At 71.0% G+C, this 21,850-nt stretch carries 22 protein-coding genes and 1 tRNA gene; 15 read left to right on the forward strand and 8 right to left on the reverse strand.

Going from position 1 to position 21,850, the window contains the following annotated elements; translation table 11 throughout:
- The coding region (locus tag E2C06_RS18360) for a hypothetical protein (RefSeq protein WP_133290072.1) at positions 1-393 on the reverse strand (393 nt) is incomplete at its 3' end.
- Between the two features lie 72 nt (positions 394-465).
- Between E2C06_RS18360 and E2C06_RS18365 the strand changes: the two genes are divergently transcribed.
- From E2C06_RS18365 to E2C06_RS18375, 3 genes are read left to right on the forward strand one after another with little or no spacing between them, the layout of a single operon-like run.
- On the forward strand, positions 466-1,422 hold the full coding sequence (locus E2C06_RS18365; protein WP_133290073.1) for a threonine dehydratase: 957 nt from the start codon (positions 466-468) through the stop codon (positions 1,420-1,422).
- A gap of 51 nt (positions 1,423-1,473) precedes the next feature.
- Entirely contained in the window at positions 1,474-2,352 is an 879-nt protein-coding gene (locus E2C06_RS18370; RefSeq protein ID WP_206664583.1) for an MBL fold metallo-hydrolase, read from the forward strand.
- Between the two features lie 60 nt (positions 2,353-2,412).
- A complete protein-coding gene (locus tag E2C06_RS18375; protein ID WP_133290074.1) occupies positions 2,413-2,721 on the forward strand; it encodes a non-heme iron oxygenase ferredoxin subunit in 309 nt (102 codons plus the stop codon).
- A gap of 69 nt (positions 2,722-2,790) precedes the next feature.
- Here the strand turns inward: E2C06_RS18375 and E2C06_RS18380 are convergent, their stop codons facing one another.
- From E2C06_RS18380 to E2C06_RS18395, 4 genes are read right to left on the reverse strand one after another with little or no spacing between them, the layout of a single operon-like run.
- A complete protein-coding gene (locus tag E2C06_RS18380) occupies positions 2,791-3,747 on the reverse strand; it encodes a tripartite tricarboxylate transporter substrate binding protein (protein ID WP_165982476.1) in 957 nt (318 codons plus the stop codon).
- Positions 3,747-5,426 carry a thiamine pyrophosphate-dependent enzyme gene (locus E2C06_RS18385; protein ID WP_133290075.1) on the reverse strand — a complete coding sequence of 560 codons (1,680 nt, stop codon included), beginning with the start codon at positions 5,424-5,426 and terminating at the stop codon, positions 3,747-3,749. The genes E2C06_RS18380 and E2C06_RS18385 overlap by 1 nt, the downstream gene beginning before the upstream one ends.
- Before the next feature lie 25 nt (positions 5,427-5,451).
- A complete protein-coding gene (locus E2C06_RS18390; protein WP_165982477.1) occupies positions 5,452-6,411 on the reverse strand; it encodes a Bug family tripartite tricarboxylate transporter substrate binding protein in 960 nt (319 codons plus the stop codon).
- A gap of 5 nt (positions 6,412-6,416) precedes the next feature.
- Entirely contained in the window at positions 6,417-7,199 is a 783-nt protein-coding gene (locus tag E2C06_RS18395; RefSeq protein ID WP_133290077.1) for a class II aldolase/adducin family protein, read from the reverse strand.
- Between the two features lie 126 nt (positions 7,200-7,325).
- On the opposite strand from E2C06_RS18395, the gene E2C06_RS18400 reads away from it, so the two are divergent.
- Together E2C06_RS18400 and E2C06_RS18405 are read left to right on the forward strand one after the other, a co-directional pair.
- The gene (locus tag E2C06_RS18400) at positions 7,326-8,393 is read left to right on the forward strand and encodes a TauD/TfdA family dioxygenase (RefSeq protein WP_165982478.1); all 1,068 of its coding nucleotides are present in this window, start codon (positions 7,326-7,328) and stop codon (positions 8,391-8,393) included.
- The gene (locus tag E2C06_RS18405; protein ID WP_133290079.1) at positions 8,393-9,340 is read left to right on the forward strand and encodes a Bug family tripartite tricarboxylate transporter substrate binding protein; all 948 of its coding nucleotides are present in this window, start codon (positions 8,393-8,395) and stop codon (positions 9,338-9,340) included. The genes E2C06_RS18400 and E2C06_RS18405 overlap by 1 nt, the downstream gene beginning before the upstream one ends.
- Here the strand turns inward: E2C06_RS18405 and E2C06_RS18410 are convergent.
- Entirely contained in the window at positions 9,312-10,457 is a 1,146-nt protein-coding gene (locus tag E2C06_RS18410) for a CaiB/BaiF CoA transferase family protein (RefSeq protein ID WP_133290080.1), read from the reverse strand. The two genes, E2C06_RS18405 and E2C06_RS18410, sit on opposite strands and share 29 nt — an antisense overlap.
- Positions 10,458-10,584: 127 nt before the next feature.
- On the opposite strand from E2C06_RS18410, the gene E2C06_RS18415 reads away from it, so the two are divergent.
- From E2C06_RS18415 to E2C06_RS18425, 3 genes are read left to right on the forward strand one after another with little or no spacing between them, the layout of a single operon-like run.
- Entirely contained in the window at positions 10,585-11,646 is a 1,062-nt protein-coding gene (locus E2C06_RS18415) for an alpha/beta fold hydrolase (RefSeq protein ID WP_165982479.1), read from the forward strand.
- 5 nt (positions 11,647-11,651) lie between these two features.
- Entirely contained in the window at positions 11,652-12,482 is an 831-nt protein-coding gene (locus E2C06_RS18420) for an SDR family oxidoreductase (RefSeq protein WP_133290082.1), read from the forward strand.
- A 56-nt stretch (positions 12,483-12,538) separates the two neighbouring features.
- Entirely contained in the window at positions 12,539-12,928 is a 390-nt protein-coding gene (locus E2C06_RS18425) for a hypothetical protein (RefSeq protein ID WP_133290083.1), read from the forward strand.
- Here the strand turns inward: E2C06_RS18425 and E2C06_RS18430 are convergent.
- Together E2C06_RS18430 and gtdA are read right to left on the reverse strand one after the other, a co-directional pair.
- Complete coding sequence (locus E2C06_RS18430; RefSeq protein WP_133290084.1) at positions 12,919-13,479, reverse strand: cupin domain-containing protein; 561 nt, start codon at positions 13,477-13,479, stop codon at positions 12,919-12,921. The two genes, E2C06_RS18425 and E2C06_RS18430, sit on opposite strands and share 10 nt — an antisense overlap.
- 101 nt (positions 13,480-13,580) lie before the next feature.
- Entirely contained in the window at positions 13,581-14,648 is a 1,068-nt protein-coding gene (gtdA, locus tag E2C06_RS18435; RefSeq protein WP_133290085.1) for a gentisate 1,2-dioxygenase, read from the reverse strand.
- Between the two features lie 162 nt (positions 14,649-14,810).
- Here gtdA and E2C06_RS18440 point away from each other — a divergent pair, with 162 nt between their 5' ends.
- From E2C06_RS18440 to E2C06_RS18470, 7 genes are all read left to right on the forward strand, one after another.
- A complete protein-coding gene (locus E2C06_RS18440) occupies positions 14,811-15,941 on the forward strand; it encodes a patatin-like phospholipase family protein (protein WP_241671351.1) in 1,131 nt (376 codons plus the stop codon).
- Positions 15,942-15,985: 44 nt separating this feature from the next.
- A tRNA-Arg gene (locus E2C06_RS18445) sits at positions 15,986-16,062 on the forward strand.
- 277 nt (positions 16,063-16,339) lie between these two features.
- The gene (locus E2C06_RS38760) at positions 16,340-16,732 is read left to right on the forward strand and encodes a hypothetical protein (RefSeq protein ID WP_206664584.1); all 393 of its coding nucleotides are present in this window, start codon (positions 16,340-16,342) and stop codon (positions 16,730-16,732) included.
- A gap of 708 nt (positions 16,733-17,440) precedes the next feature.
- Positions 17,441-18,640 carry a non-hydrolyzing UDP-N-acetylglucosamine 2-epimerase gene (wecB, locus tag E2C06_RS18455; RefSeq protein ID WP_133290087.1) on the forward strand — a complete coding sequence of 400 codons (1,200 nt, stop codon included), beginning with the start codon at positions 17,441-17,443 and terminating at the stop codon, positions 18,638-18,640.
- Positions 18,637-19,743 (forward strand): hypothetical protein, encoded by a 1,107-nt coding sequence (locus E2C06_RS18460; protein WP_133290088.1) that lies wholly within the window; start codon positions 18,637-18,639, stop codon positions 19,741-19,743. Before wecB ends, E2C06_RS18460 begins: the two co-directional genes overlap by 4 nt.
- A complete protein-coding gene (locus E2C06_RS18465; RefSeq protein ID WP_133290089.1) occupies positions 19,740-20,507 on the forward strand; it encodes a WecB/TagA/CpsF family glycosyltransferase in 768 nt (255 codons plus the stop codon). Before E2C06_RS18460 ends, E2C06_RS18465 begins: the two co-directional genes overlap by 4 nt.
- Before the next feature lie 24 nt (positions 20,508-20,531).
- Positions 20,532-21,683 (forward strand): glycoside hydrolase family 5 protein, encoded by a 1,152-nt coding sequence (locus E2C06_RS18470; RefSeq protein ID WP_133290090.1) that lies wholly within the window; start codon positions 20,532-20,534, stop codon positions 21,681-21,683.
- The last annotated feature ends 167 nt before the right edge of the window (positions 21,684-21,850 follow it).

Below are 21,850 nucleotides of genomic sequence, written 5' to 3' on the forward strand. Positions count from 1 at the left end.
CTCGCCGGCCGCGAGCGCCGCACCGCCCGCCGCCGCCGCCGCGGCCACCGCCGGCAGCGCCGCGCCGCCGGTGGCGATCACGATCCCCGCCGCCGCCATCGAGGTCGCGGCCGTGCCGATGCCGACGAAGTTCTGCCGCAGGTTCCGCCGGTCGGCGCCCTTCGGGTTGTCGTCCGGCGCGTCGACCTGGTTTTCGTTGTCGGCGGCACCGGGCTGCGCTTCCTGCGGCGCCACTGCCGCCAGGGACTCGCGGTACCAGCTTTCCGCCTGCAGCCGCTCGGCGACGCGGTCGACCTCCGCGGCTTCGGAGAACTCGCCCCAGACCACGGGGCCGGCCATCGGCGCGTCGTCCTGCTCACCGGTCCACTGGCTACTGTCCACCGTGATAGGCATAGGGGATCCTTTCGCTACACTCTGAGGTGGCAAGGGCAACGCCCGCCGCCCATCACCGTTCCGGAGGCCCGCTTGTTCGACCTGCCCGCGCTCGAGGCTGCCGCCGCACTCGTGCACCAGGCCTTCCCGCCGACGCCGCAATACGCCTGGCCGCTGCTGGCGGCGCGCAGCGGTGCCGAGGTCTGGGTGAAGCACGAGAACCACACGCCGACCGGCGCCTTCAAGGTGCGCGGCGGGCTGGTCTACATGGAGCGCCTGAAGCGCGAACGGCCCGAGGTGCGGGGCGTGATCAGCGCGACCCGCGGCAACCACGGCCAGAGCCTGGCCTATGCCGGCGCGCGGCACGGCGTGCCGGTGACGATCGTGGTCCCCTTCGGCAACAGCGCCGAGAAGAACGCGGCGATGCGGGCGCAGGGCGCGACCCTGGTCGAGCACGGCGAGGATTTCGACGCGGCGCGGCTGCATGCGATGCAACTGGCCGAGGCGCAGGGGTTGGAATTCGCGCCCTCCTTCGCGCCGGACCTGGTGCGTGGCGTCGCCACCTATGCGCTGGAATTCCTCCGTGCCGCGCCGCCGCTCGAGGTGCTCTACGTGCCGATCGGGCTGGGGTCCGGCATCTGCGGCTGCATCATGGCGCGCGACCTGCTGGGGTTGCAGACCCAGGTCGTCGGCGTGCAGAGCACCGAGGCGCCGGCCTATGCGCTCTCCTTCGCCGCCGGCGCGGTGGTGACGGTGCCGACCGCGCATACCCGCGCCGACGGCATGGCGACGCGCATCCCGGACCCGGCGGCGCTGGCGATCATCCGCCGCGGCGCCGCGCGCATCGTCACCGTGACGGATGCGGAAGTGGCGGCGGCGATCCGCGCCTATTGGCAGGACACCCACAACCTGGCGGAGGGCGCCGGCGCCGCACCCCTGGCGGCGCTGCTGCAGGAACGCGGGCGGATGCGGGGAAAGCGCGCCGGCGTCATCCTTTGCGGCGGCAACATCGACCTGGCGCTGTTCCGCGACTGGGTGCTGCCCGGCTGAAACCGCGCGCCGCCGCCACCCGTTGGCCCCCTGCAAACGGAGGGACCGACGATGGCGATGCGCATCCATCATCTCGATTGCGGGCCGGCGCGGCCATTGGGCGGCGCGCTGATGGATGGCGCGAGCCCCGGCGCCATCGGCCGGCTGACCTGTCATTGCCTGGCCGTCGAGACGCCGCGGCACGGCGTGGTGCTGGTCGATACCGGGCTCGGGATGCGCGACATGCTGCGCCCTGGCGGGCGGCTGCCCTACGTCAACAGCGCGCTGCTGCGCTTCCGCTACGACCCCGACCGGACGATGCTGCGGCACATGAAGCGGATCGGCCTGCACCCGAGCGACGTGCGGCACATCATCATGACGCATCTCGACTTCGACCATGCCGGCGGCCTGGTCGACTTCCCGCATGCGACGGTGCACCTGATGGAGGCCGAGGCCGCCGCGGCGCATGCGCGGGAGGGCGTGCTCGGCCGCACCCGCTACCGTCCGGTGCAATGGGGCGACACGCGGCGCTGGCGTACCTACCCGGACCGGCCGGGCGGTCGCTGGTACGGCTTCGACGCGGTGATGAAGCTGGATGGGCTGCCGCAGGAATTCGTCCTGGTGCCGTTGCCCGGGCATTCCGCGGGGCATGCCGGCGTCGCCATCGAGACGCCGCGCGGCTGGGTGCTGCATGCCGGCGACACCTATTTCAACCGCGCCGAGATCTTCGCCGAGCCGCCCCATTGTCCGCCCGGCAGCGCCGCCTACGAGGCCGCGATGGCCTGGTCCGGCCCGCTGGTCCGCGCCCAGCAGCGGCGCGTCCGAACGCTGGCGCATGAGGCAGACTCCCAGGTGCTTGTCTTCTGCACGCATGACCCGGTGGAATACGTCGCCTTCTCCGCCTGGGCCGAGCGCCAGCACGCCCCGGCGAACGAGAACCTCGCGGCCTGACGGGTTCGACAGCGGCGGCCGCACGCGGTAATTCCCAACCCAGCACAAGGGGAAGCATCCATGGCTGACTGGCACCGCGTCGCCGCCGAGGCGGATCTCGCCGAGAACATGCCGCTGGGCATCCGCATCGGCGACCTGCAGGTTGCCGTCGTGAAGCTGGAGGACGGCATCTTCGCGGTGAACGACGTCTGCACGCACGAATATGCGCTGCTGTCGGACGGCTACTGCGAGGAGGGCAAGCTGGAATGCCCGCTGCACCAGGCCTGCTTCGACATCCGCACCGGCGCCGCGCTGAACGAGCCGGCCGAGGTGCCGGTGGCGACCTACAGGGTGAAGGTCGAAGGCGGCGAGGTCTTCGTCGAGGCTTGAGGTGGTAGCGCCGCCGATTCACGCCTGCGGTGCTCGGCTTCGCCAGCGCCCTTCGGCGACCGGCGGCGACTAATCCGGCTTGATCCCGGCGGCCTTCACCACGCGGTCCCATTTCCCGACCTCGGCCGCGAGCTGCGCCTGGAATTCGGCCGGCCCGGTCTCCAGCGGGTCGAGCCCGGCGGCGATCACCCGCTCCCGCACCGCGGGCTGCCGCATCGCCGCCAGGATGTCCGCGTGCAGCCGGGCAACCAGCGGCGGCGGCAACCGGGCGGGGGCGAGCACGCCGTACCAGGACCCTGCCTCTGCCCCGGGATAGCCGAGCTCCGCCAGGGTCGGCAGGTCCGGCACCTCGCGCCAGCGCTTCGCATCGGCGGTGGCGATGCCGCGCAGCCTTCCGTCGCGGATCTGCGGCACGGCGACGGTGGAGTTGAAGAACCCGCCCTGCACCTGGCCCGAGAGCACCGCCGCTTGCGCCGGCGCCGCGCCGCTGAAGGGTACGTGCGTCAGCTCGATCCCGGCGACGGAGGCAAACAGCGCCATGGCGAGATGGCTGGCATTGCCGACCCCGGCCGAGCCCATGGTCAGCCCGCCCGGCCGCGCCCTGGCCGCGGCGATGAAGCCGGGCAGGCCAGAGATCCCGGTCGAGGGATGCACCACCAGCAGCATCGGGTGGAAGGCGCAGTTGAGGATGGCGGTGAAGTCGCGCACCGCGTCGAAGGGCAGATGCGGCATCAGCGCCGGGTTCATCACATGCGCCGTCGCGGCGAACAGCAGGGTGGTGCCGTCGGAGGGCGCGCGTGCCACAACCTCGGTTCCGATGGCGCTGCCGGCGCCGGGCCGGTTCTCCACCACCACCGGCTGGCGCCAGGCCTCGCCCAGCGCCGCGGCCAGCGACCGCGCCAGGATGTCGGTCGGCCCGCCCGGTGCATAGGGCACGACGATGCGCACGGGCCGGTCGGGCCAGGCTTGCGCGCGCGCCGCGAAGGGCGCGGCGAGCCCGGCCGCCAGCACCGCCCGGCGATCCACTAACCGTGCACCCGCGGCGCGCCGCGGCGGCGCCAGGCGCTCATCTGCTCGGCCGAGGTATGGACATGCACCACAACCGGGCGGTCCTTCACCGCGAAGGCGCGGGCGATGGCGCCCTCGACCTCCGCCTCGGTCGAGATGGTGATGCCCTCCGCCCCGAAGACCCGGCCCCAGGCGGCGAAGTCGGGGTTGGTGAGCTTCACCGCGGCCTCGTAGGGGCGGTTCGGGTAGCGCACCTCGTGGTGCATGCCGATGGTGCCGTAGCGCTTGTTGTCGGAGATGATCAGGATCGGCGCGGCACCGTACTGCATGGCGGTGGCGATCTCGTTGCCGCTCATCAGCGCGCCGCCGTCGCCGCAGAAGCCGACGGCCTGCCTGCCCGGCCGGCGGATGGCGGCGGCCACCGCCATCGGCACCCCCGCGCCCATCGCGCCGACGACGGAGGAGAGGAAATTCTGCCCCGGCCGGAAGCCGATGTAGCGGTGGATGAAGGAGGAGAAATTGCCGGCATCCGAGGTGACCGCGGCGTCCGGTGCCAGGTGCTTGCCGATCTCGACGCAGACCGCGGCGAAGTTCACGCCGTCCGACATGCTGTCCCAGTCCGGCGCCATCAGCTTCGTATGGATCGCGTTCAGCCCGGCGACCCAGCCGGCGCGCTTCGCCGCGCCCGCCGGCGCGCCGCGCCGCAGCAGCGCGCGGATCACCGCGGCGGGCTCGGCGGCGATGCCGAGGTCGGGGCGGAAGACGCGGCCGATCTCGTTCGGGTCGGGCCAGACCTGGACCAGGGGAAGCTGCGGGTCGGGCGCGGTGGGGAAGCTGTAGGACTGGCTGACGCTGTCGGTGATGCGCTCGCCGATTGCCACCAGCAGGTCGGCGCGCCGCATCTCGTCCATCAGCTGCTTCGGCACGCGGATGCCCATGTAGCCGCCGCAGTTCGGATGCCCGGCATCGAAGAGCTGCGGCCGGCGATGCGTCGGCGAGACCGGCAGTACCCACTGCTCCGCGAGCTGGCGCAGTTCGTCGAGCGTCGTCGCGTCCGCATTGGTCAGCGCGCCGCCGACCCAGACCAGCGGGCGCTCGGCCTTGGCCAGCATGTCGGCGAGCCGGTCGAGGTCCTCGGCGCGCGGGCCGCCGTAGACGCGCGGGCGGGGCTTGGCCAGCGGCGCCTCGGTCAGCTCGTCGAAGATGTCCTCGGGCAGGATGACGGCGACGGGACCGGGCGTGCCGGACTCGGCCAGATGGAAGGCGCGGGCGATGGATTCGGAGGCCTGCACCACCTCGTTCACCTCGATGACGCCCTTGGTCACGTCCGACAGCAGCTTCGAGTAGTTCTGCTCCTGCAATGCAAGCCGGCCGAAATCCTTCCGCTCCACCTGGCCGCAGAGCACGACCAGCGGCGTCGCGTCGTGGTAGGCGGTGTGCAGCGCGACCATGGCATTGGACAGGCCGGGCCCGCGCGAGACCAGCAGCACGCCGGCGCGGCCGCCCTGCATGCGGCCATCGGCGACGGCCATGAAGCCGGCGCCGCCCTCGTGCCGGCAGACGATGAGGCGGACCTCGGGCGTCTCGGTCAGCGCGTCGGTCAGGCCGAGGAAGCTTTCGCCCGGCACCATCCAGATGGTGTCGATGCCATGCGCGATCAGGCTTTCGGCCAGCACGCGGCCCACGGTCTTGCTCATGCTACGTCTCTCCGGTTGTTCTTGCTTATTCCCCGCGGATGCCGGCTTCCGCCACCACCCGCTGCCATTTCGGCACGTCGCTTTCCAGCAGCCGTTCCAGCGCCGCCGGCCCGGTCAGCAGCGGCACCGTGCCGGCGGCGGCGAAGCGCGCGCGCACCTCCGGCAGGTCGCGCAGCGCGGCGAGCGTCGTCGTCAGCTTCCCGAGGACCAGCGCCGGCAGGCCCTGCGGCGCGGCGATCGCGTACCAGTTCAGCGCGACATAGCCGGGCACGATCTCGTCGATGGCCGGCGTGTCGGGCAGGCTCGGCACGCGGCGTTCCGTCGCCACGCCGAGCAGCCGGGCGCGGCCGGCCTGCACGTGCGGCAGCGTCTCGACCGTGCTGGCGAAGACCATGTCGATCTCGCCGGCCAGCAGCGCGATCATCGCCGGCGCCGCGCCGCGATAGGAGATATGCTCCAGCCTGATGCCGGCCGCCGAGGCGAAGAGCGCGCCGGAGAGGTGGTTGGACGATCCCGCGCCGCCGCTGCCATAGGTCAGCGTCGCCGGGCGCGCCTTCGCCGCCGCGACGATGTCTTGCACGCTGCGCCAGGACCCATCGGCGCGCACCACCATCGCGGTCGGGATGTCCGCCACCAGGCTGACCGGCGTCAGCGCCGCGCGCGGATCCAGGCCCTGTCCGGGATAGAGCGCCGGGACCGAGGCGAGCGAGGCGCTGGTCAGCAGCAGCACCGTGCCGTCGGGCGGCGACTGGATCACCGTGCGGATGCCGATGCTGCCGCCCGCGCCGGGGCGGTTGTCGATCAGAAAGGGCTGGCCGAGCCGGTCGCGCAGCAACTCGGCCAGCAGCCGGCCGACATTGTCGATCGGCCCGCCCGGGCCGAAGGGGATGACGATGCGGACGGGGCGGGCGGGCCAGGCTTCCTCGGCCCGGCTGCGCGCCGCGAGCAGCAGCGCGGGCGAGGCCAGCAGCGCGCGCCGCTCCACCGCGCTCAATCCCGCCAGGAGCTATCGGCCAGGTCGAGCTTCCGCAGCAGCCCCGGCCATTCCAGCAGCCCGTAGCGGCGGGAGTTCGGCGGGTCGTACATGGCGCAGGACTTCGCCACGACCTCGTCCGAGGGCATATTGAGCTCGGTGTTGCAGGCCATCGCCTGGAGCTGCGCCTGGCAGGCGCGCTCCAGGCCCCACATCGCGGTGAAGGCTTCCGGCACGCTTTCGCCGAGCGTGAGCATGCCGTGGTTGCGCAGGATGCAGGTGTTCAGCGGGCCGATGGTCTTCGCCAGCGCGTCGCGCTCGGAGGGGTCGCGCTCCGGCCCGCGGAATTCGTGGTAGGCGATGCGGCCGTAGAAGCGCGTCGCCGTCTGGGTCAGCGGCAGCAGCCCGCATTTGAGGGAGGAAACCGCCATGCCGGCGACGGTGTGCGTGTGCATCGCCGCCATCGCATCCGGCCGCGCGCGGTAGATGGCGCTGTGGATGGTGAAGCCGGCGGGATGCAGGCCATAGGGCAGGTCGGGCTTGTAGAGGACGTCGCCGTCGACGCTGACCTTCAGCAGGGAAGAGGCGGTGATCTCGCCGAACAGCATGCCGTTCGGGTTGATCAGGAAGTGGGCCGGGCTGTCCGGCACCCGCGCGGTGATATGGGTGTAGATCATGTCGGACATGCCATAGCCCTCGCAGAGCCGGTAGCAGGCGGCGAGGTCTAGGCGCGCCTGCCATTCGGCATCCGAGACGGAGGCGCGGATCGGGGCGATCCGCAGCGCGGCATGGGACGTCATCCTCGGACACTCCTCGAGCTTCGTTGCCGCCATTCAACCAGCCTTCCCGCCCGGCTTGAAGGGGGTGTTGCGCGGGGCCGGGTTCGGGCGGAAGCTTCGGGCCAGGAAACGCCCGGAAGCCGCAGCATGAGCGATTACGCCCCCGTCACCGATGCCAGCGCCTGGCGCGGCGCGGAGATCGCCAGCGATCCCGCCTGGATCAGCACCCTGGCCACGGCCGAGGTCGAGGACCTCGCCGCGGCACTGCGTGGGGTGCAGGCGCGCGGCATCCCGACCACCGCCATCACCCGGGCCGACTTCCCGCTGCCGGTCCTCGCCCCGCGGCTGGCGCAATGGCTCGAGCAGGCGCGCAGCGGCCGCGGCTTCTTCGTCGTTCGCGGCCTGCCGGCCAACCGCTTCGACGAGGCCGAGCGGGAGGCGATCTTCTGGGGGCTGGGGACGCATCTCGGCACCGCGGTGTCGCAGAACTCGCATGGCGAGATGCTCGGGCATGTCTTCGACCAGGGCCGCACCTACGGCTCGGCCAATACGCGGGGGTACCAGACCAAGGCACGGCTCGACTTCCACACCGACCGCTGCGACCTGGTCGGGCTGCTCTGCCAGCGACGGGCGAAGCATGGCGGGCTGTCCTCGGTCGTCAGCACCATGGCGGTGCACAACGAGATCCTGCGGACCCGGCCGGACCTCCTGCCCATCCTGTACAGGGGCTTCCACTATTCCGAACGCGAGGCCGCCGACAACCCGAACGGCGTCACGCCGCGGCCGATCCCGGTGTTCAGCAACCATCGCGGCGTCATCTCCTGCCGCTTCATCCGCAACCCGATCGAGACCGGGGCCGAGCGCCGCGGCATTCCCCTGACCGCCTCCGAGCGCGAGGCGCTGGAGTTGATGTCAAGCCTCAGCGCGCGGGAGGACATGCGGCTCGACATGATGCTCGAGCCCGGCGACATGCAGTTCTGCAACAACTACGTCACCACCCATGCGCGGACCGAGTTCGAGGACTGGGAGGACCCGGCGCAGCGCCGGCTGATGGTGCGGCTCTGGCTGACCTTTGATGCGCGCCGGCCGCTGGCGGAGGATTTCGGCGAGCACGACGGCATCCCGGCCCGCCTCGCGCCGGGGACGGCGGTGTTGCCGGGCGGCCCGAACGCCGCGGCGCCGCCGCGGCTTGAATCGGCCCAGCAAGCGTCCTGATGCGGCGGCGGACGCTCCTCGCCGCGACGCTGGCGCCGCTCGCGGCCCGCGCCCAGGGCTTCCCGGCGCGGCCGCTGCGCATCATCGTGCCCTTCGCCCCCGGCGGGTCCGGCGACATCACCGCGCGGCTGGTGGCGAAATACGTCGAGGACACCACCGGCCAGGCCGTGGTGGTGGACAACCGCCCGGGCGCCAACGGCGTCATCGGCACCATGGCGGTGAGGCAGGCGCCGGCGGACGGCCATACGCTGCTGCTGGCCACCACCAGCACGCATTCCGCCAATCCGAGCACCGTGCGCGACCTGCCCTACGACCCCGAGCGCGACTTCGCCACGGTCGGCTTCTTCGGCTCGAACGGCTCCTACCTGCTGGTCCGGGCCGATGCGCCCTGGCGCGACGTCGCGGCGCTGGTCGCGGCGGCGAAGGCGAAGCCGGACGGCATCTTCTTCGGCCATTTCAACGCGTCGTCCCGCGTGCCGGGCGAATTGCTCAACGTCATGGCCGGGACGCGGCTGCAGGGTGTGCCCTACCGCACCATCGGCGCCGCCTTCGCCGACCTGCTGGCGGGCCGGCTGGACCTGATCTTCGCCGATACCACCGCAGGCGACGCCTGGCTGCGGCAGGGCCAGGTGCGCGCCCTGGCGATCACCCGGCAGGGCCGCTGGGACCGCTGGCCGGACTTGCCGGCGCTGTCGGAGACCTGGCCGGACTTCGTCCTCACCGGCTTCCTCGGCATTGCCGTGCCGGCCGCCACGCCGCCCGATGTGGCGCAGCGGCTGAACGCGTTGGTGAATGCCGCCATCCTGGCGGAGCCGGCCCGCAGCCGGCTGGTGGAATTCGGCTTCGTGCCGGAAGCCCTCGACCTGCCGCGCATCGCCGCGCTGGTGCGGATCGAGCGGGAGAAATGGGCCCGCTTCGTCAGGCTGGCCGGGATCGAGCCGGAATAGGCGCGCCGAGCTCGGCATTCGCCTCGCCCAGTGCCGGCGCGCCGGTGCGGACCGGCGGCCGGTCGCCGTCGAAGGAAACCGGCAGCGCCACGCCTTCCAGCGCATAGCCCGGCATCGGCTGCATGATCCGGAGTGCGGCGGTTTGCGGATGCGCCTTCACCGCGGCCAGGTCGTGGATCGGCGAGCAGGGGATGCCGGCGGCTTCCAGCGCCTCGCTCCACTCCTCGCTCGTTCGCTTCAGCATCTCGGCTTCCAGCAGCGGCAGCAGGATCTCGCGGTGGGCGATGCGGTCGGCATTGGTCCTGAAGCGCGCATCGCCGGCCCATTCGGGATGGCCGAGCGCCACGGCGAACTTGGCGAAGAGCCGGTCGTTCGCCGCGGCCACCACGATCTCCCCGTCCTGCGTGTCGAAGGCCTGGAAGACAATCAGCTTCGGGTTGCCGCTGCGGTGCCGCGGCGGCTGCCGCCCGCTTTCGTTGAATCCGGCGAAATGCTGCGCCATCCAGCCGAGCCCGGTCTCGAACAGCGAGGTGTCGACGATGCAGCCCGCCCCGGTATGCCCACGCAATTGCAGCGCGGCGAGGCAGCCGAGCGCCGCCCAGACGCCGGTGCCGAGGTCGAGCACCTGCATGCCCACGCGCGCCGGCGGCGCCTCGGCCGAGCCGTTGACGCTGAACATGCCGGCGAAGGCCTGCATGATCGGCTCGTAGCCCGGCCGCATCGCCAGCGGGCCCTTCGCGCCGAAGGCATGCAGCGAGCAGTAGATCAGCCGGGGATTCAGCGCCCGCAGCGCCTCGGCGCCGAGGCCGAAGGCCTCGAGCGAGCCCGGCCGCATGTTCTGGATGAAGATGTCCTGCGTCGCCATGAAATCCCGCAGCCAGGCCAGCGCCGCCTTGTCGCGCAGGTCGAGCACCACGCTGCGCTTGTTGCGGTTCACCGCGTGGAAGCTGCAGGCGATGCCGGCATGGAAGGGCGGGCCCCAGCCGCGGGCGTCGTCGCCCTCGGGACGCTCGATCTTCACCACCTCGGCGCCGAGCATGCCCAGGATCTCGCTGGCATAGGGGCCTGCGAGGTTCTGGCCGATCTCGAGCACCTTCACGCCTTGCAGCGGCAACATGGGCGCTTATTCCTTCCGGACGTTCCGTGGCAGGCTCGCCCTGCCGAGGGGGCCGGTCAAGCCGTCGTGCATGCCGCCCGGGGCGGGACCCCGTAAGCTCGGCCGCCGAAGCGGGAAGGGGCTGCACATGCGCACCAGCGTCTACTTCATCACCAACCGGGCGCCCGCGGCGGCCGGCGCGTCGCCGGCCGAGGCCTTCAGCCCGCTGATGGTCGGCATGGAAGGCCGGACTCTGTCCTGCGGCGTCGCCTTCGTCAGCAACGTCACGCCCGACCCGGCGACGCTCGGACAGCGTCAGGTCGAGGAGGTCACCGACGTGACGCCGGACATGTTCAGCGCCACGACGCTGGCCGACATCCTCGGCAGCGGGAAGAACCTGCTGTTCTTCGTGCACGGCTTCGCCAACAGCTTCTCGGACGCGATCACCCGCGCCGCCTTCAACCGCGAATGGTTCGCCGCCTCCGGCGTGCCGGAAGCAGACTGCACCGTCATCGCCTTCACCTGGCCTTCCGCGGGCCGCGTCGTGGACGGACGGGACGTCGTCCCCGGTGCCGCCACCGTGCTGCTCTCGCTGCTCGGCTTCGCGCTGAACCGGGAGCTGCGCAGCCCGCTGGCCAACCGCTACAAGCTGGACCAGAGCAATGCCCGCAGCTCCGGCCGCGACCTGGCGCGGACGCTCGATCGGCTGGCGCCGCTGGTGCGGCAGGTGCGCGCCCAGGGCCGCAAGGTCTTCCTGCTGGCGCACAGCATGGGCCATGTCGCGCTGGAAGGCGCCTTCGCCGGCTGGAACACCAGCGGGCAGAATCCGGAGATGCGCTTCGACGAGGCGGTGCTGGCCGCCGCCGACAGCGACTTCGCCTTCGCCGGCCACACGCCGCCCTGGCTGGAGCAGATGCCGCGGCTCGCCGACCGCACCAGCGTCTATGTCAGCGGGGGCGACCAGATCCTCATGGTGAGCGAGGCGGTGAACAGCATCCAGAGGCTGGGCGAGAAGGGGCCGCCGGACGCCGCCGCCCTGCCGGCGGACCGCTTCTGCCTCGTCGATTGCAGCGGCGTGCAGGACCGCGTGGCGGAGCAGGAGATCGATTTCACCCACCAGTACTACCGCCGCATCCCGGAGGTGCGCGACCATATCGCCGAGGCGCTCGGCGGGGCGCCGCGGCCGGGCCAGGTGGCGCTCGGGGGCTGACGCCGGTGCTCAGCCCCGATACGCTGGCCGGCCGCCATGTCCTCGTCACCGGCGGCGGCACCGGGCTCGGCCGCAGCATGGCGCGGCGCTTCGTCGAGCTCGGCGCGCAGGTCACCATCTGCGGCCGGCGCGCGGAGGTGCTTGCCGCGGCGGCGGCCGAACTCGGCCCCGCGGCGACGGCCGAGCGCTGCGACGTGCGCGACCATGCGGCGGTGGAAGCGATGCTGGACCGCATCTGGGCGCGCGCGCCGCTCGACGTGCTGGTCAACAACGCGGCGGGGAATTTCCTGGCGCAGTCGCACCGGCTCTCGCCGCGCGCCGTCGATGCGGTGCTCGACATCGTGCTGAAGGGCAGCGCCTGGTGCACGCTGGGCTGCGGGCGGCGCTGGATCGAGGCCGGGCGCGGCGGCACGGTGCTGTCGGTCCTGACGCTCTCGGCGCTGCAGGGCGGCGCCTTCACCGTGCCCTCCGCCATGGCCAAGGCGGGCGTGCTGGCAATGACCAAGTCGCTGGCGGTGGAATGGGGGCCGCGGGGCATCCGGCTGGTGGCGATCGCGCCCGGCAACTTCCCCACCCCCGATGCCACCGCGCGGCTGCGGACCGAGGGCATGGGCGCGGTCGAGCGCGGCATCCCGCTGCGCCGCGTCGGCGAGCATGCGGAGCTGGCCGAGCTCGCCGCCTTCCTCGTCTCCGACATGGCCGGCTACATCACCGGGGAGGCGGTGGTGATCGATGGCGGCAAGCGCTACCTCGGCGGCGCGCGGTCGGGCAGCGACGCGATGCTGGAATGGAGCGATGCGGACTGGGCGGCCTACCGCGCGGGGCAGGGACGTTAACCGCGGCTTCAGGGCCGACGCCGCATCCTCGATGGCCCGGAGAAGGCGCACGGAGGATGGCGGACACCGATACCCTCGCCGATGAGGCCCGCGAGACGCGGCTGCGGATCGCCCGGCACCTGGCGGACCTGCACCGGCTGCACCTCGCCCTGGCCGAGGACAGCCGGACGCTGAAGCGCTTCACCCTGGCCGGGCGGCCGGGCTTCGAGATCGAGATCGCCACCGAGCTGATCGAGCAGTATCTCGGCAGCAGCGATGCCTTCCTCGAGAACATGCGCGGCCGGTTCGAGGCACGGCTCGGCCTGCTGCGCCGCGGCGAGCCGCGCCCGGGGACGAGCCAGGGCGCGGCGCCCGAGGATGCGCCGGGGCACGGCGCCTTCTGGCTGGGCTTCTCCCGGCTCTGCGCGGTGCTGCGGCGGGCCGGGGGGCGCGGGCTTCAGCCGTAGCCGCGGCCGAGGCTTTCCTCCGTCGCCTTGCGCGCCTCGGGCTTGCCGCCGTCGTCCTGGCCGGGCAGGCCCTCGCTGGCGATGGCCGCGCCGGTCTCGCCGCCCTCGCCGGCCGGGGCACGGGCCTGCATGTCCTGCTGGCTGTCCTGCGGCTTCGCCGGCTGGCCGGACGATCCCGCCTCGCCCTCGGCGATATGGAAGTCGAATTGCCCGTCGCGGGACTGCCAGGACTGCACCGTCAGCACCTGGCAGCCGTCCTGGCTCTCATGCGGGCCATGCACCACGCCGGCCGCCTGGGTCAGGAAGGCACCGGGGCCGAGCCGCTCGCCGCGCTCCACCAGGTCGCCGCTGAGCACGTAGTGCATCTCCGGCCCGGCCTCGTGGAAATGCGCCGGGATGAAGCCGCCGGCGGGAATGTGGACGATGCTGGTGACCACGCCGCGCGAGGTGTCCTCATTCAGGATCTGGATGCGGAAATCGCCGCGCGACCCCGGGATCTCGAATTGCGTCGGTGCGACGCCATCCGCCGCCAGCTTCATCGGCTCCGCCATGCCTGCCTCCCGTGTGATCGGCGGGCCAACGCGGCGGGAAGGGGGGCCGTTCCTGGCCCGTGGCCGTCCCGGGCGGAAACACCCGGGGCGGCCATGGCGGCCTAGAGCCGCGCCTCGCGGAACAGCCCGAGCTTCTCCTGCGCCGCGCGATCGGAATAGCCGAAGAGCACCATCCGGCTGCCGGCCGCCAGCGTCAGCGACTGCCAGGAGGGGACGACGAGCAAGTCGCGCTCCTCCAGCCGGTACTCCGCCTCGCCCACCCGCGCCGTGCCGTGGCCCTCGACCACCACCAGGACGGTGCCGTCGGTGGCCTGGCGCGGCCGCGTCTCGAAGCCGGCCGGCAGGTGGCGGACATGCGCGGCGATGGTCGGCATGACCGGGCCGCCATCGGCCGGGTTGAGGAATTCCATGGCGTGGCCGAGATGCGGGTCGGGCGCCTCGGCCGCGGCGAGCGCCAGCAGGCTCTCGCGCCATTCGGCATAGGGGTAGTGAAACAGCGGCTGGTGCGCCGGCCGGCGGTCGGCCGCGGTGCCGCGCATCGGCCTGAGGTTGCGGCCATAGCGGCGCATGCTGTCGCCGGAAGGGATGGTCTCGGAATGGGCGGGCTCGTGCAGCCGCTCGGCGAAGCTCGCCTCGTAGAAGCGGACGGTCGGGATATCGAGGCCGTCGAGCCAGATCATCGGCGCGCCGCTGGCATTGCCGTGGTCGTGCCATTGCCAGTTCGGCGTGAGGACCAGGTCGAAGGGCCGCATCACCGCCTTCTCCCCGTCCACCGCGGTGAAGGCGTTGTCGCCCTCCATGACGAAGCGGAGCGCGCATTGGGTATGGCGGTGGCAGGGCGCGACCTCCCCCGGCAGGATCAGCTGCAGCCCGGCATAAAGGCTCGGGACGACGGCGGAACTGCCGGCCAGGCCGGGGTTCTCCAGGATCAGCACCCGGCGCTCGGCCTGCTCGGCGCTGATCAGGTCGCCGGCGCGCAGCAGGTAGTCCCGCGCCGGGGCATAGGACCAGCGATGCGGCCGGGCGGCGGAGCGCGGCGAGGGGGTGACGAGGGAGGCGAGGACCTCCCAAAGGGGGTACAGGCTATGCGGCCGCATCTCGGCATAAAGCGCCTGCAGAAGGGCTTGCGGGTCGTTCGGCGTGCGGGTCGCGCTCGCGCTTCCGTCCATGGTTCGTCCCTCCGTCGCTGCCAGCCTGCGATCGTCCCGGGTGGAAACACGCAGGACGTGAGTCGCAGGCTCAACAAAGCCTGGACCGATGCCGTCCTGACACGGTCAGGGCAATATCGGTCTAGCATAGGCGCCCGCCGCCGCCACGGAAGGAGAGATCGCTTGGCCACCATCCCGCCGGATCCCGCCGGCTTCGGCCGCATTGCCCTGGTCCTGCAAGGGGGCGGGGCGCTCGGGTCCTACCAGGCCGGCGTCTACCAGGCGATGCACGAGGCGGGGCTGGAGCCGGACTGGCTGGCCGGCGTCTCGATCGGCGCCATCAATGCGGCGCTGATCGCCGGCAATGCGCGGGCGGACCGGCTGCCGCGGCTGCGGGAGTTCTGGGAGCGGATCACCCACCGCAAGCTCTGGCCCTTTGCCCCGGATGGCGACGACCTGCGGCGCGCGCGCAACGTCCAGAGCGCGCTGGCGACGCTCAGCCTCGGCACGCCGGGCTTCTTCCGGCCCAACCCGATCAATCCCTGGCTGGCGCCGCGCGGCTCGGCCGGGGCGACCGCCTTCTACCAGACCGGGGCGCTGCGGGAGACGCTGGAGGGGCTGGTGGACTGGGCGCTGCTGGACCAGCCGGGCGGGCATCCGCGGCTGGCGGTGGGTGCCGTCAACGTGACGACCGGCAATTTCCAGTATTTCGACAGCGCGATGCTGCCCCTGGTGCCGGAGCACGTCATGGCCTCCGGCGCCCTGCCGCCCGGCCTGCCGGCGGTGCGGATCGGCGGGGAGTGGTTCTGGGACGGCGGCCTGGTGTCCAACACGCCGCTGCAATACCTGCTGGAGGACGAGCTTGACTGCCGCGACGCGCTGGTCTTCCAGGTCGACCTTTTCCCCGCCCGCGGCCCGCTGCCGCGGGACATGGAGGAGGTACTGGGGCGGGAGAAGGACATCCGCTATTCGTCCCGGACCCGGATGAACACGGATGCCTATACCAGGCTGCGGCGCTGGCAACTGCGGCTCAAATCCGCGCTGGACCGGCTGCCGGAGGCGTCGCTGACCGCCGAGGACCGGGCGATGCGCGAACGGCTGGCTCGGCTGCCGCGGCTGTCGATCCTGCAGATGGTCTACCAGGCCAAGGCCTATGAGGGGCAGGCGAAGGACTACGAATTCGGCCCGGAGACGATGCGGGAGCACTGGCAGAGCGGGCTCGAGGACACCCGGCGCACCCTGGCGCGGCCGGACTGGCGGGTGCTGCCGGCGGAGGACCCGGGGATCGTCACGCATGACGTGCACCGGGACTAGGGGGCTTCCTTTGTGCGGCGGGGCGGGCTAGGAAGTGCCGCGCTGGACTCGTAGCTCAGCTGGATAGAGCGCTGCCCTCCGAAGGCAGAGGTCGAAGGTTCGAATCCTTTCGAGTCCGCCAATATGCCACCCCCTGTCCCGCGGCTTGCAGCGCGATCCGCTGTCGCTTGCCCAATCGCGGGCAGACCATACCCCGGCGGTTGATGGGGCTGATGTGGACCCTGAGCTTCGGCGGCCTGCGGTGCCGCCTCGCCGGCTGGTTCTCCGGTATCCCCTTCACCACCCTGCACAGCACCTTCACGCGCTGAACCCGCCTGGGGCTGCGGTGACGGCTGGGCCAACGCCTCGCGCTCGATTGGCGCCTCGCCCGCAGCGACGAGGTTCTGCCTTCGGCGGTGTTGGCCGAGGGCCGTCCCCTGCGGTCGGCCCCAACCGCCTGGGTACGCGGCATCGATGGTGGCGGGCTGGTCAAGGGCGCGGAGCGATTCGCGGTCTGCGACAAGTATGGCTCGCTGCTTGATCCCGAATTGCAGCCCGCCATTACGGAAGGCCATGCAGGCACGGTGGCGATGCTGCCGCGGCTGGCCGCGCTTGGCCTTGAAGGTGACCTCATCGGCGATAGCGGCTTCAAGGGCGCGCCCTTCGCCGCGGCAGCGCTTGAGCATGACATCCACCTCTTCATCTCGCCTGGTCACACGCGGGACGAGCGCTTCCTGCCGAAAGGGACCAGGCGGAATGTTGGGCGGCTTTGCGCCTGGCTCGGTCGCTACCGGCGCCTGAACATCGTCTAGGAGCGCGCCGGCGACCTCTTCGCCGGGCACATCCGGATTGCCATGATCTCCATCATCTCACACCGCGTCGTTGCCTGAACCGAGGCGAGGTAAGGGCTTTTCGCGTGCAGGGTCGCAGCAGATCCAAAATGACATGATTGTTGCGAAATTGAAAATCCCTTTGCATCGAAGGAGGGCGATCATCCTAAGCCCGGACATCGACAAATCGAAACGAAAAAAGTGTAAATAAAAAGTTCGAAAACATACGTTTCTTTATAAATGAATGAAAGATTCAACTTCCATGACGTTCTGAGAACTTCCCCATAAACATACGATGCTGATTGTCTGCTTCAATCCATATGAGGAAAAGAAACTTCAACTGCGTATGGCAACCGACACCCCATCGCTGGTCATCCCGCCTCGCTCATGCTTTCTGAAAGCAACGACAAAGCTTCGGTTCTTCATAGCGGTTTGCATTCAAAGGTGAACGCAGGACCCTTGCCGGTCTTTGTTGCAAGCCAAATCCAGGCTCCACGGCCTTCGCACCCTCCCGCCATCCGCTTCAATCGGTGCGGCGCAATTGCGTGGTGAATCGCTCAAACATAGAAGTACTAACACGCCTCATTACGTGACCGGCATTCGCTTCCCTGTGAGGGGTTTTGGTTGAACGAGGTACATAAAAGTTAATTCACAGAGTTGGCCTGCGCCGCTCTGTGGAGGGATACAGGAATGGCACCGGCGAGTGTGCTGTGTGTGGTTGGAACACGGCCTGAAGCTATCAAGATGGCACCTGTGGTGCAGGCGTTGCGCCGCAAGTCCGGCCTATCAGTCCGGCTGTTGCTGACTGGCCAGCACCGCGACCTGTTGGATCAGGCGCTGGCAAGCTTCGGGCTGCGCGGTGACCTCGACCTCGACCTGATGCGTCCGAACCAAAGCCTCTCCGGCTTGGTCGCGCGCATCCTCGAAGGCATCGATCCACTGCTGGCCGAGGCACCGCCCGGCATGGTGCTGGCGCAAGGCGATACCAGCACCGTCATGGCCACTGCCATCGCCTGTTTCCACCGTCGTATTCCGTTCGGTCATGTCGAGGCGGGGCTGCGCACCGGCGACCTCCAGAACCCTTTCCCGGAAGAGTTCAACCGCGTGGTCGCTGGCCGCGCGGCAGCGCTGAATTTCTGCCCGACGGAGGGCGCCCGCCGCGCCCTGCTGCGGGAAGGCGTGGCGGCCGAGACCATCCACGTCACCGGCAACACGGTCATCGACGCTTTGCTCGATGTCGCTCGCCGCGCGCCGGGCAGTCTCCCCGGCCTGCCGCCCCAGGCCATGGGACGCAATGGCCGGCTGGTGCTGATGACCATGCACCGCCGCGAGAGCTTCGGCAGGCCGGCCGAGCAGGTCCTGACGGCGGTCCGCCGCCTGCTCGCAGCCTTTCCCGACCTGCATCTGCTCTATCCGGTGCATCCCAACCCGAATGTGCGGGACATGGCGCATGCCATGCTCGGCCGTCACCCGCAGGTGACGCTCACCGATCCGCTCGGCTATCCCGAATTGGTCGCCGCGATGCAGCATTGCGCCCTGGTGCTCACCGACAGCGGTGGGTTGCAGGAAGAGGCGCCGGCGCTCGGTAAGCCGGTCCTCGTGCTGCGCGATGTCACCGAAAGGCCCGAAGCGGTGGACCACGGCGTCGCCCGCCTCGTCGGCACGGATCCCGACCACATCCTGGCCGCGGCGAGCGAGCTGCTGACATCTCCCGTGGCTTATGCCGCGATGGCCAAGGGCGTCTCTCCCTACGGCGACGGAAAGGCGGCGGATCGCATCGCCAGGCTGGTCGCCGGCGCCGTCCGCCGCACCGCACCGCTGCCGGCCCATTCTCACCTGATGCCGCCTCCCTCTTTCCCGACCCTCGCCGACGGAGTCCCCGCGCGATGAGCCAGGCCCTTGCCCCCCGCATCGAAGACCTCCAGGATCTGTGCACCGACAGGCTGCGCGACTGCCTGGATCCGCGCAGTGGCCGCTTCGGCCGGCAGATCCGCGACGGCGCCTGGGCCCCGACGCTTGGGACTGAAAGCCTCACCAGCTCCGCCATCTGCCTGATCGGACTGCACCGCGCCGGCATCCCGCTCCGCGCCGTCGTCGCCGATCCGGCCGCGCTCTGCCGCGACCTCGCCGCCGGCGTGCGCGACGAAGCCTATCCGGGCGCGCTCGGCCTGGTGCTTTGGGCCAACAGCGCGGTGCGCGGCGCGGCGCCGCTCGTCCTGCTGGCCGAAGCCGGCTTCAGTCCGGATGAGCTGGAATCGCTCCTGCCCGAGCTTACCACGATGGAGGTGGCCTGGCTTGTCAGCGGCCTGCTGCATGCCAGCGTGCCGGCGCTCCGCCCGGCCACCATCGCTGCCCTGCGCGAGCTGGAAGGCCGGCTCGACCAGCAGACGCTGGTGTTCCGCCACGCTTCCACGGCAGCGCCGCTGCGCCACCGGATGCGGCGGCAGATCGCCAACTTCGCCGACCAGGTCTACCCGCTGCAGGCACTGTCCTTCGCTGCCCTGGTGCTGGGCGACGCGACGGCGCGGCAGCTGGCCGACCATTGCGGCGCCCGGCTCGTCGCGGCGCAGGGGCCGCTCGGCCAGTGGTGGTGGCACCACGATGCCGCCAATGACGCGGTGGCCGAAGCCTATCCGGTCTATTCGGTGCATCAGCACAGCATGGCGCCGATGGCGCTGCGTGCCCTGGCGCTGGCGGGTGGCCAGGCCCATGCCGCTGCCGTCGCCCGCAGCCGCGCCTGGCTGCATGCGAACGAGCTGGGACTGGACCTGGTCGAGCCCGCGTCCGGCATCATCTGGCGGAGCGTCGAGCGGGAGGAAGGCGCCGCGGCGCACCGGCTGCGTCAGGCCTGCCTGCTCGCCGGCCTGCCGACGCCGGAGCCTCCGTCGCCGCGGTTCCGGCTGAACCGGGAGATCCGGCCCTATGAGTGGGGCTGGCTGCTCTATGCCACGGCGATCGAAGGCAGCTCGCCGCCCGCCGGGCATGTCGTATGATGCGCCGGTCCTCCGTTTCCGTCCTTGGCTGCGGCATCGACCCGATGCGGCAGCAGGAGGTGCTGGACTGGTGCCTCGAGACCGCCCGCAGCAGCGCGCGCGCCCGCATCGTCCTGACCGCGAACGCCTCCCACCTCGTCGCCATGCAGGACGACCCGGCGTTGCGGGAGGCGGCGCAGGCCGCCGACCTGGTCACCGCGGACGGCATGTCGCTGGTCTGGGCGGGACGGATGCTGGGCGGCGAGATCCCGGAACGCGTCGCGGGCATCGACCTGCTCGATGGCTTGCTGCGATGCGCACCGAAGGAGGGACTGCGCATCTTCCTGCTCGGGGCGAAGCCGCCGGTCCTGGAGCGCTTCGTCGCCCGGTGTCGGGCCAGCTACCCCGGCATCGAGATCGTCGGCTGGCGCGACGGCTACTTCACGGCCGCGCAGCACCAGGACGTGGTGCGGCAGATCTCCGAGGCACGCGCAGACATGCTCTTCCTCGGCATGCCATCGCCTTTCAAGGACATCTGGTGCGAGCGACACCGGAACGCCCTCGGCGTGAAGCTCATCATGGGCGTCGGCGGTGCCTTCGACGTGCTGGCCGGGGAGGTGCGGCGGGCACCACGCTGGATGCAGACGGCCGGGCTGGAATGGGCATGGCGGCTCGGGCTCGAGCCGCGACGGCTGTGGAAGCGCTACCTGATCGGCAACAGCCGCTTCCTGTGGCTGCTGGCAAAGCAATCCGTCCGCCGGCGAGCGCCCGCGGCGCAGGCGTAGACGGGCCGGACAAGGAACGCATGCATGCCATTCCAGGGAAGGGGCATCCTTGCAGGCCGCCGGCGGACGGGCGCACGCCTGCTGGCCGGCGCGCTCGGCATCGCGCTCGGGCCGATGACCGCCGCCGTGCCGGCCTTGGCGCAACTGCCGTCGGAGCAGCGCGCGGTGCTGCGACGCGGCCTCAACATCACCAACTGGTTCCGCTTTCCTGCGAGCGCCGAGCCGGCGCGGCTGCGCGCTTACCTGCCCGACACGGCCATGGCGGAAATCCGCGCCGCCGGCTTCACCTTTGTCCGGCTCTGCATCCAGCCACAGGTGCTGCTGCGTCCCGACGGAACCCTTGAACCGACGCGGCTCGCCGTCGTGCTGGAGGCGATCGAACGGCTGCACCGCGCCGGCCTCGGCGTCATCGTCGATGCGCACCCGGAAAGCTGGTACCCGGAGGACCATCCCGAGCACCGCCAGGCACTGTTCGACTTTTGGCGGGGCATGGCGCCGGCCATGCGCCGCTTCGATCGGTCCCGGACCTTTGTCGAGGTGCTGAACGAGCCGATCTTCCGCGACCATGCGGTCTGGGCCGCACTGCAGCTCGAGGTGCTGGCGGTGATCCGGACCGTGCTACCGCTGCACACCATCATCCTGACCGGAGCCGACTGGGGCAGCCTGGAGGGTCTGCAGCAGCTTCGCCCGGTGCGCGACCCGAGGGTGATCTACAGCGTGCACGACTACACGCCAGGTGTCCTGGCCGGCCTGGCTTCCTTTGAACCAGGCCTCGATGCCGCCGCCATCGCGCGGCTGCCCTTTCCGGTCACGGACGTCGCGGCATGCCGGGCAACCGTGGCGGACAGCGCGCATGCCCGCAGCCGTGCCATCGGCGAATTCTACTGCGGCGAAGGCTGGAACGCAGCACGGCTGCACGAAAGGCTGGCGACCGCCGCCGCGTGGGGCCGGCGCCACGATGCCCCGGTCATGATCCTGGAATTCGGCGCCCACGCGCACCTGAACCGTCCCGCACGCCTGGCTTACTTCGAAGCGTTCGGGCAAGCCGCAGGGCGCGAGGGGCTTGGCTGGGCACTTTGGGGCTACGGCGACATCATGGGCTTTCCGGCACGGTCTGGTCCTCACCCGGCCCAGCTCGATCCCGCGGTGCTGCGCGCCCTCGGCACTGGCAGCTGATGGCCATCCCTTCGTCGGCCTGAGAATGCGGTGCAGCTCCGCGACCTGCTCCGGTCCTGGCCCGGGCGCGGAACGGCATGCCCGAGACCAGCGCGCCCCGTTCTCTCGCCGTGTCCGAAGTGCCAAGCTTCACCCGCGATGCCCTGCGTCCCGCGACCTACTCGGGG

Source organism: Dankookia rubra, assembly GCF_004355005.1.
Classification (GTDB): domain Bacteria; phylum Pseudomonadota; class Alphaproteobacteria; order Acetobacterales; family Acetobacteraceae; genus Paracraurococcus; species Paracraurococcus ruber_A.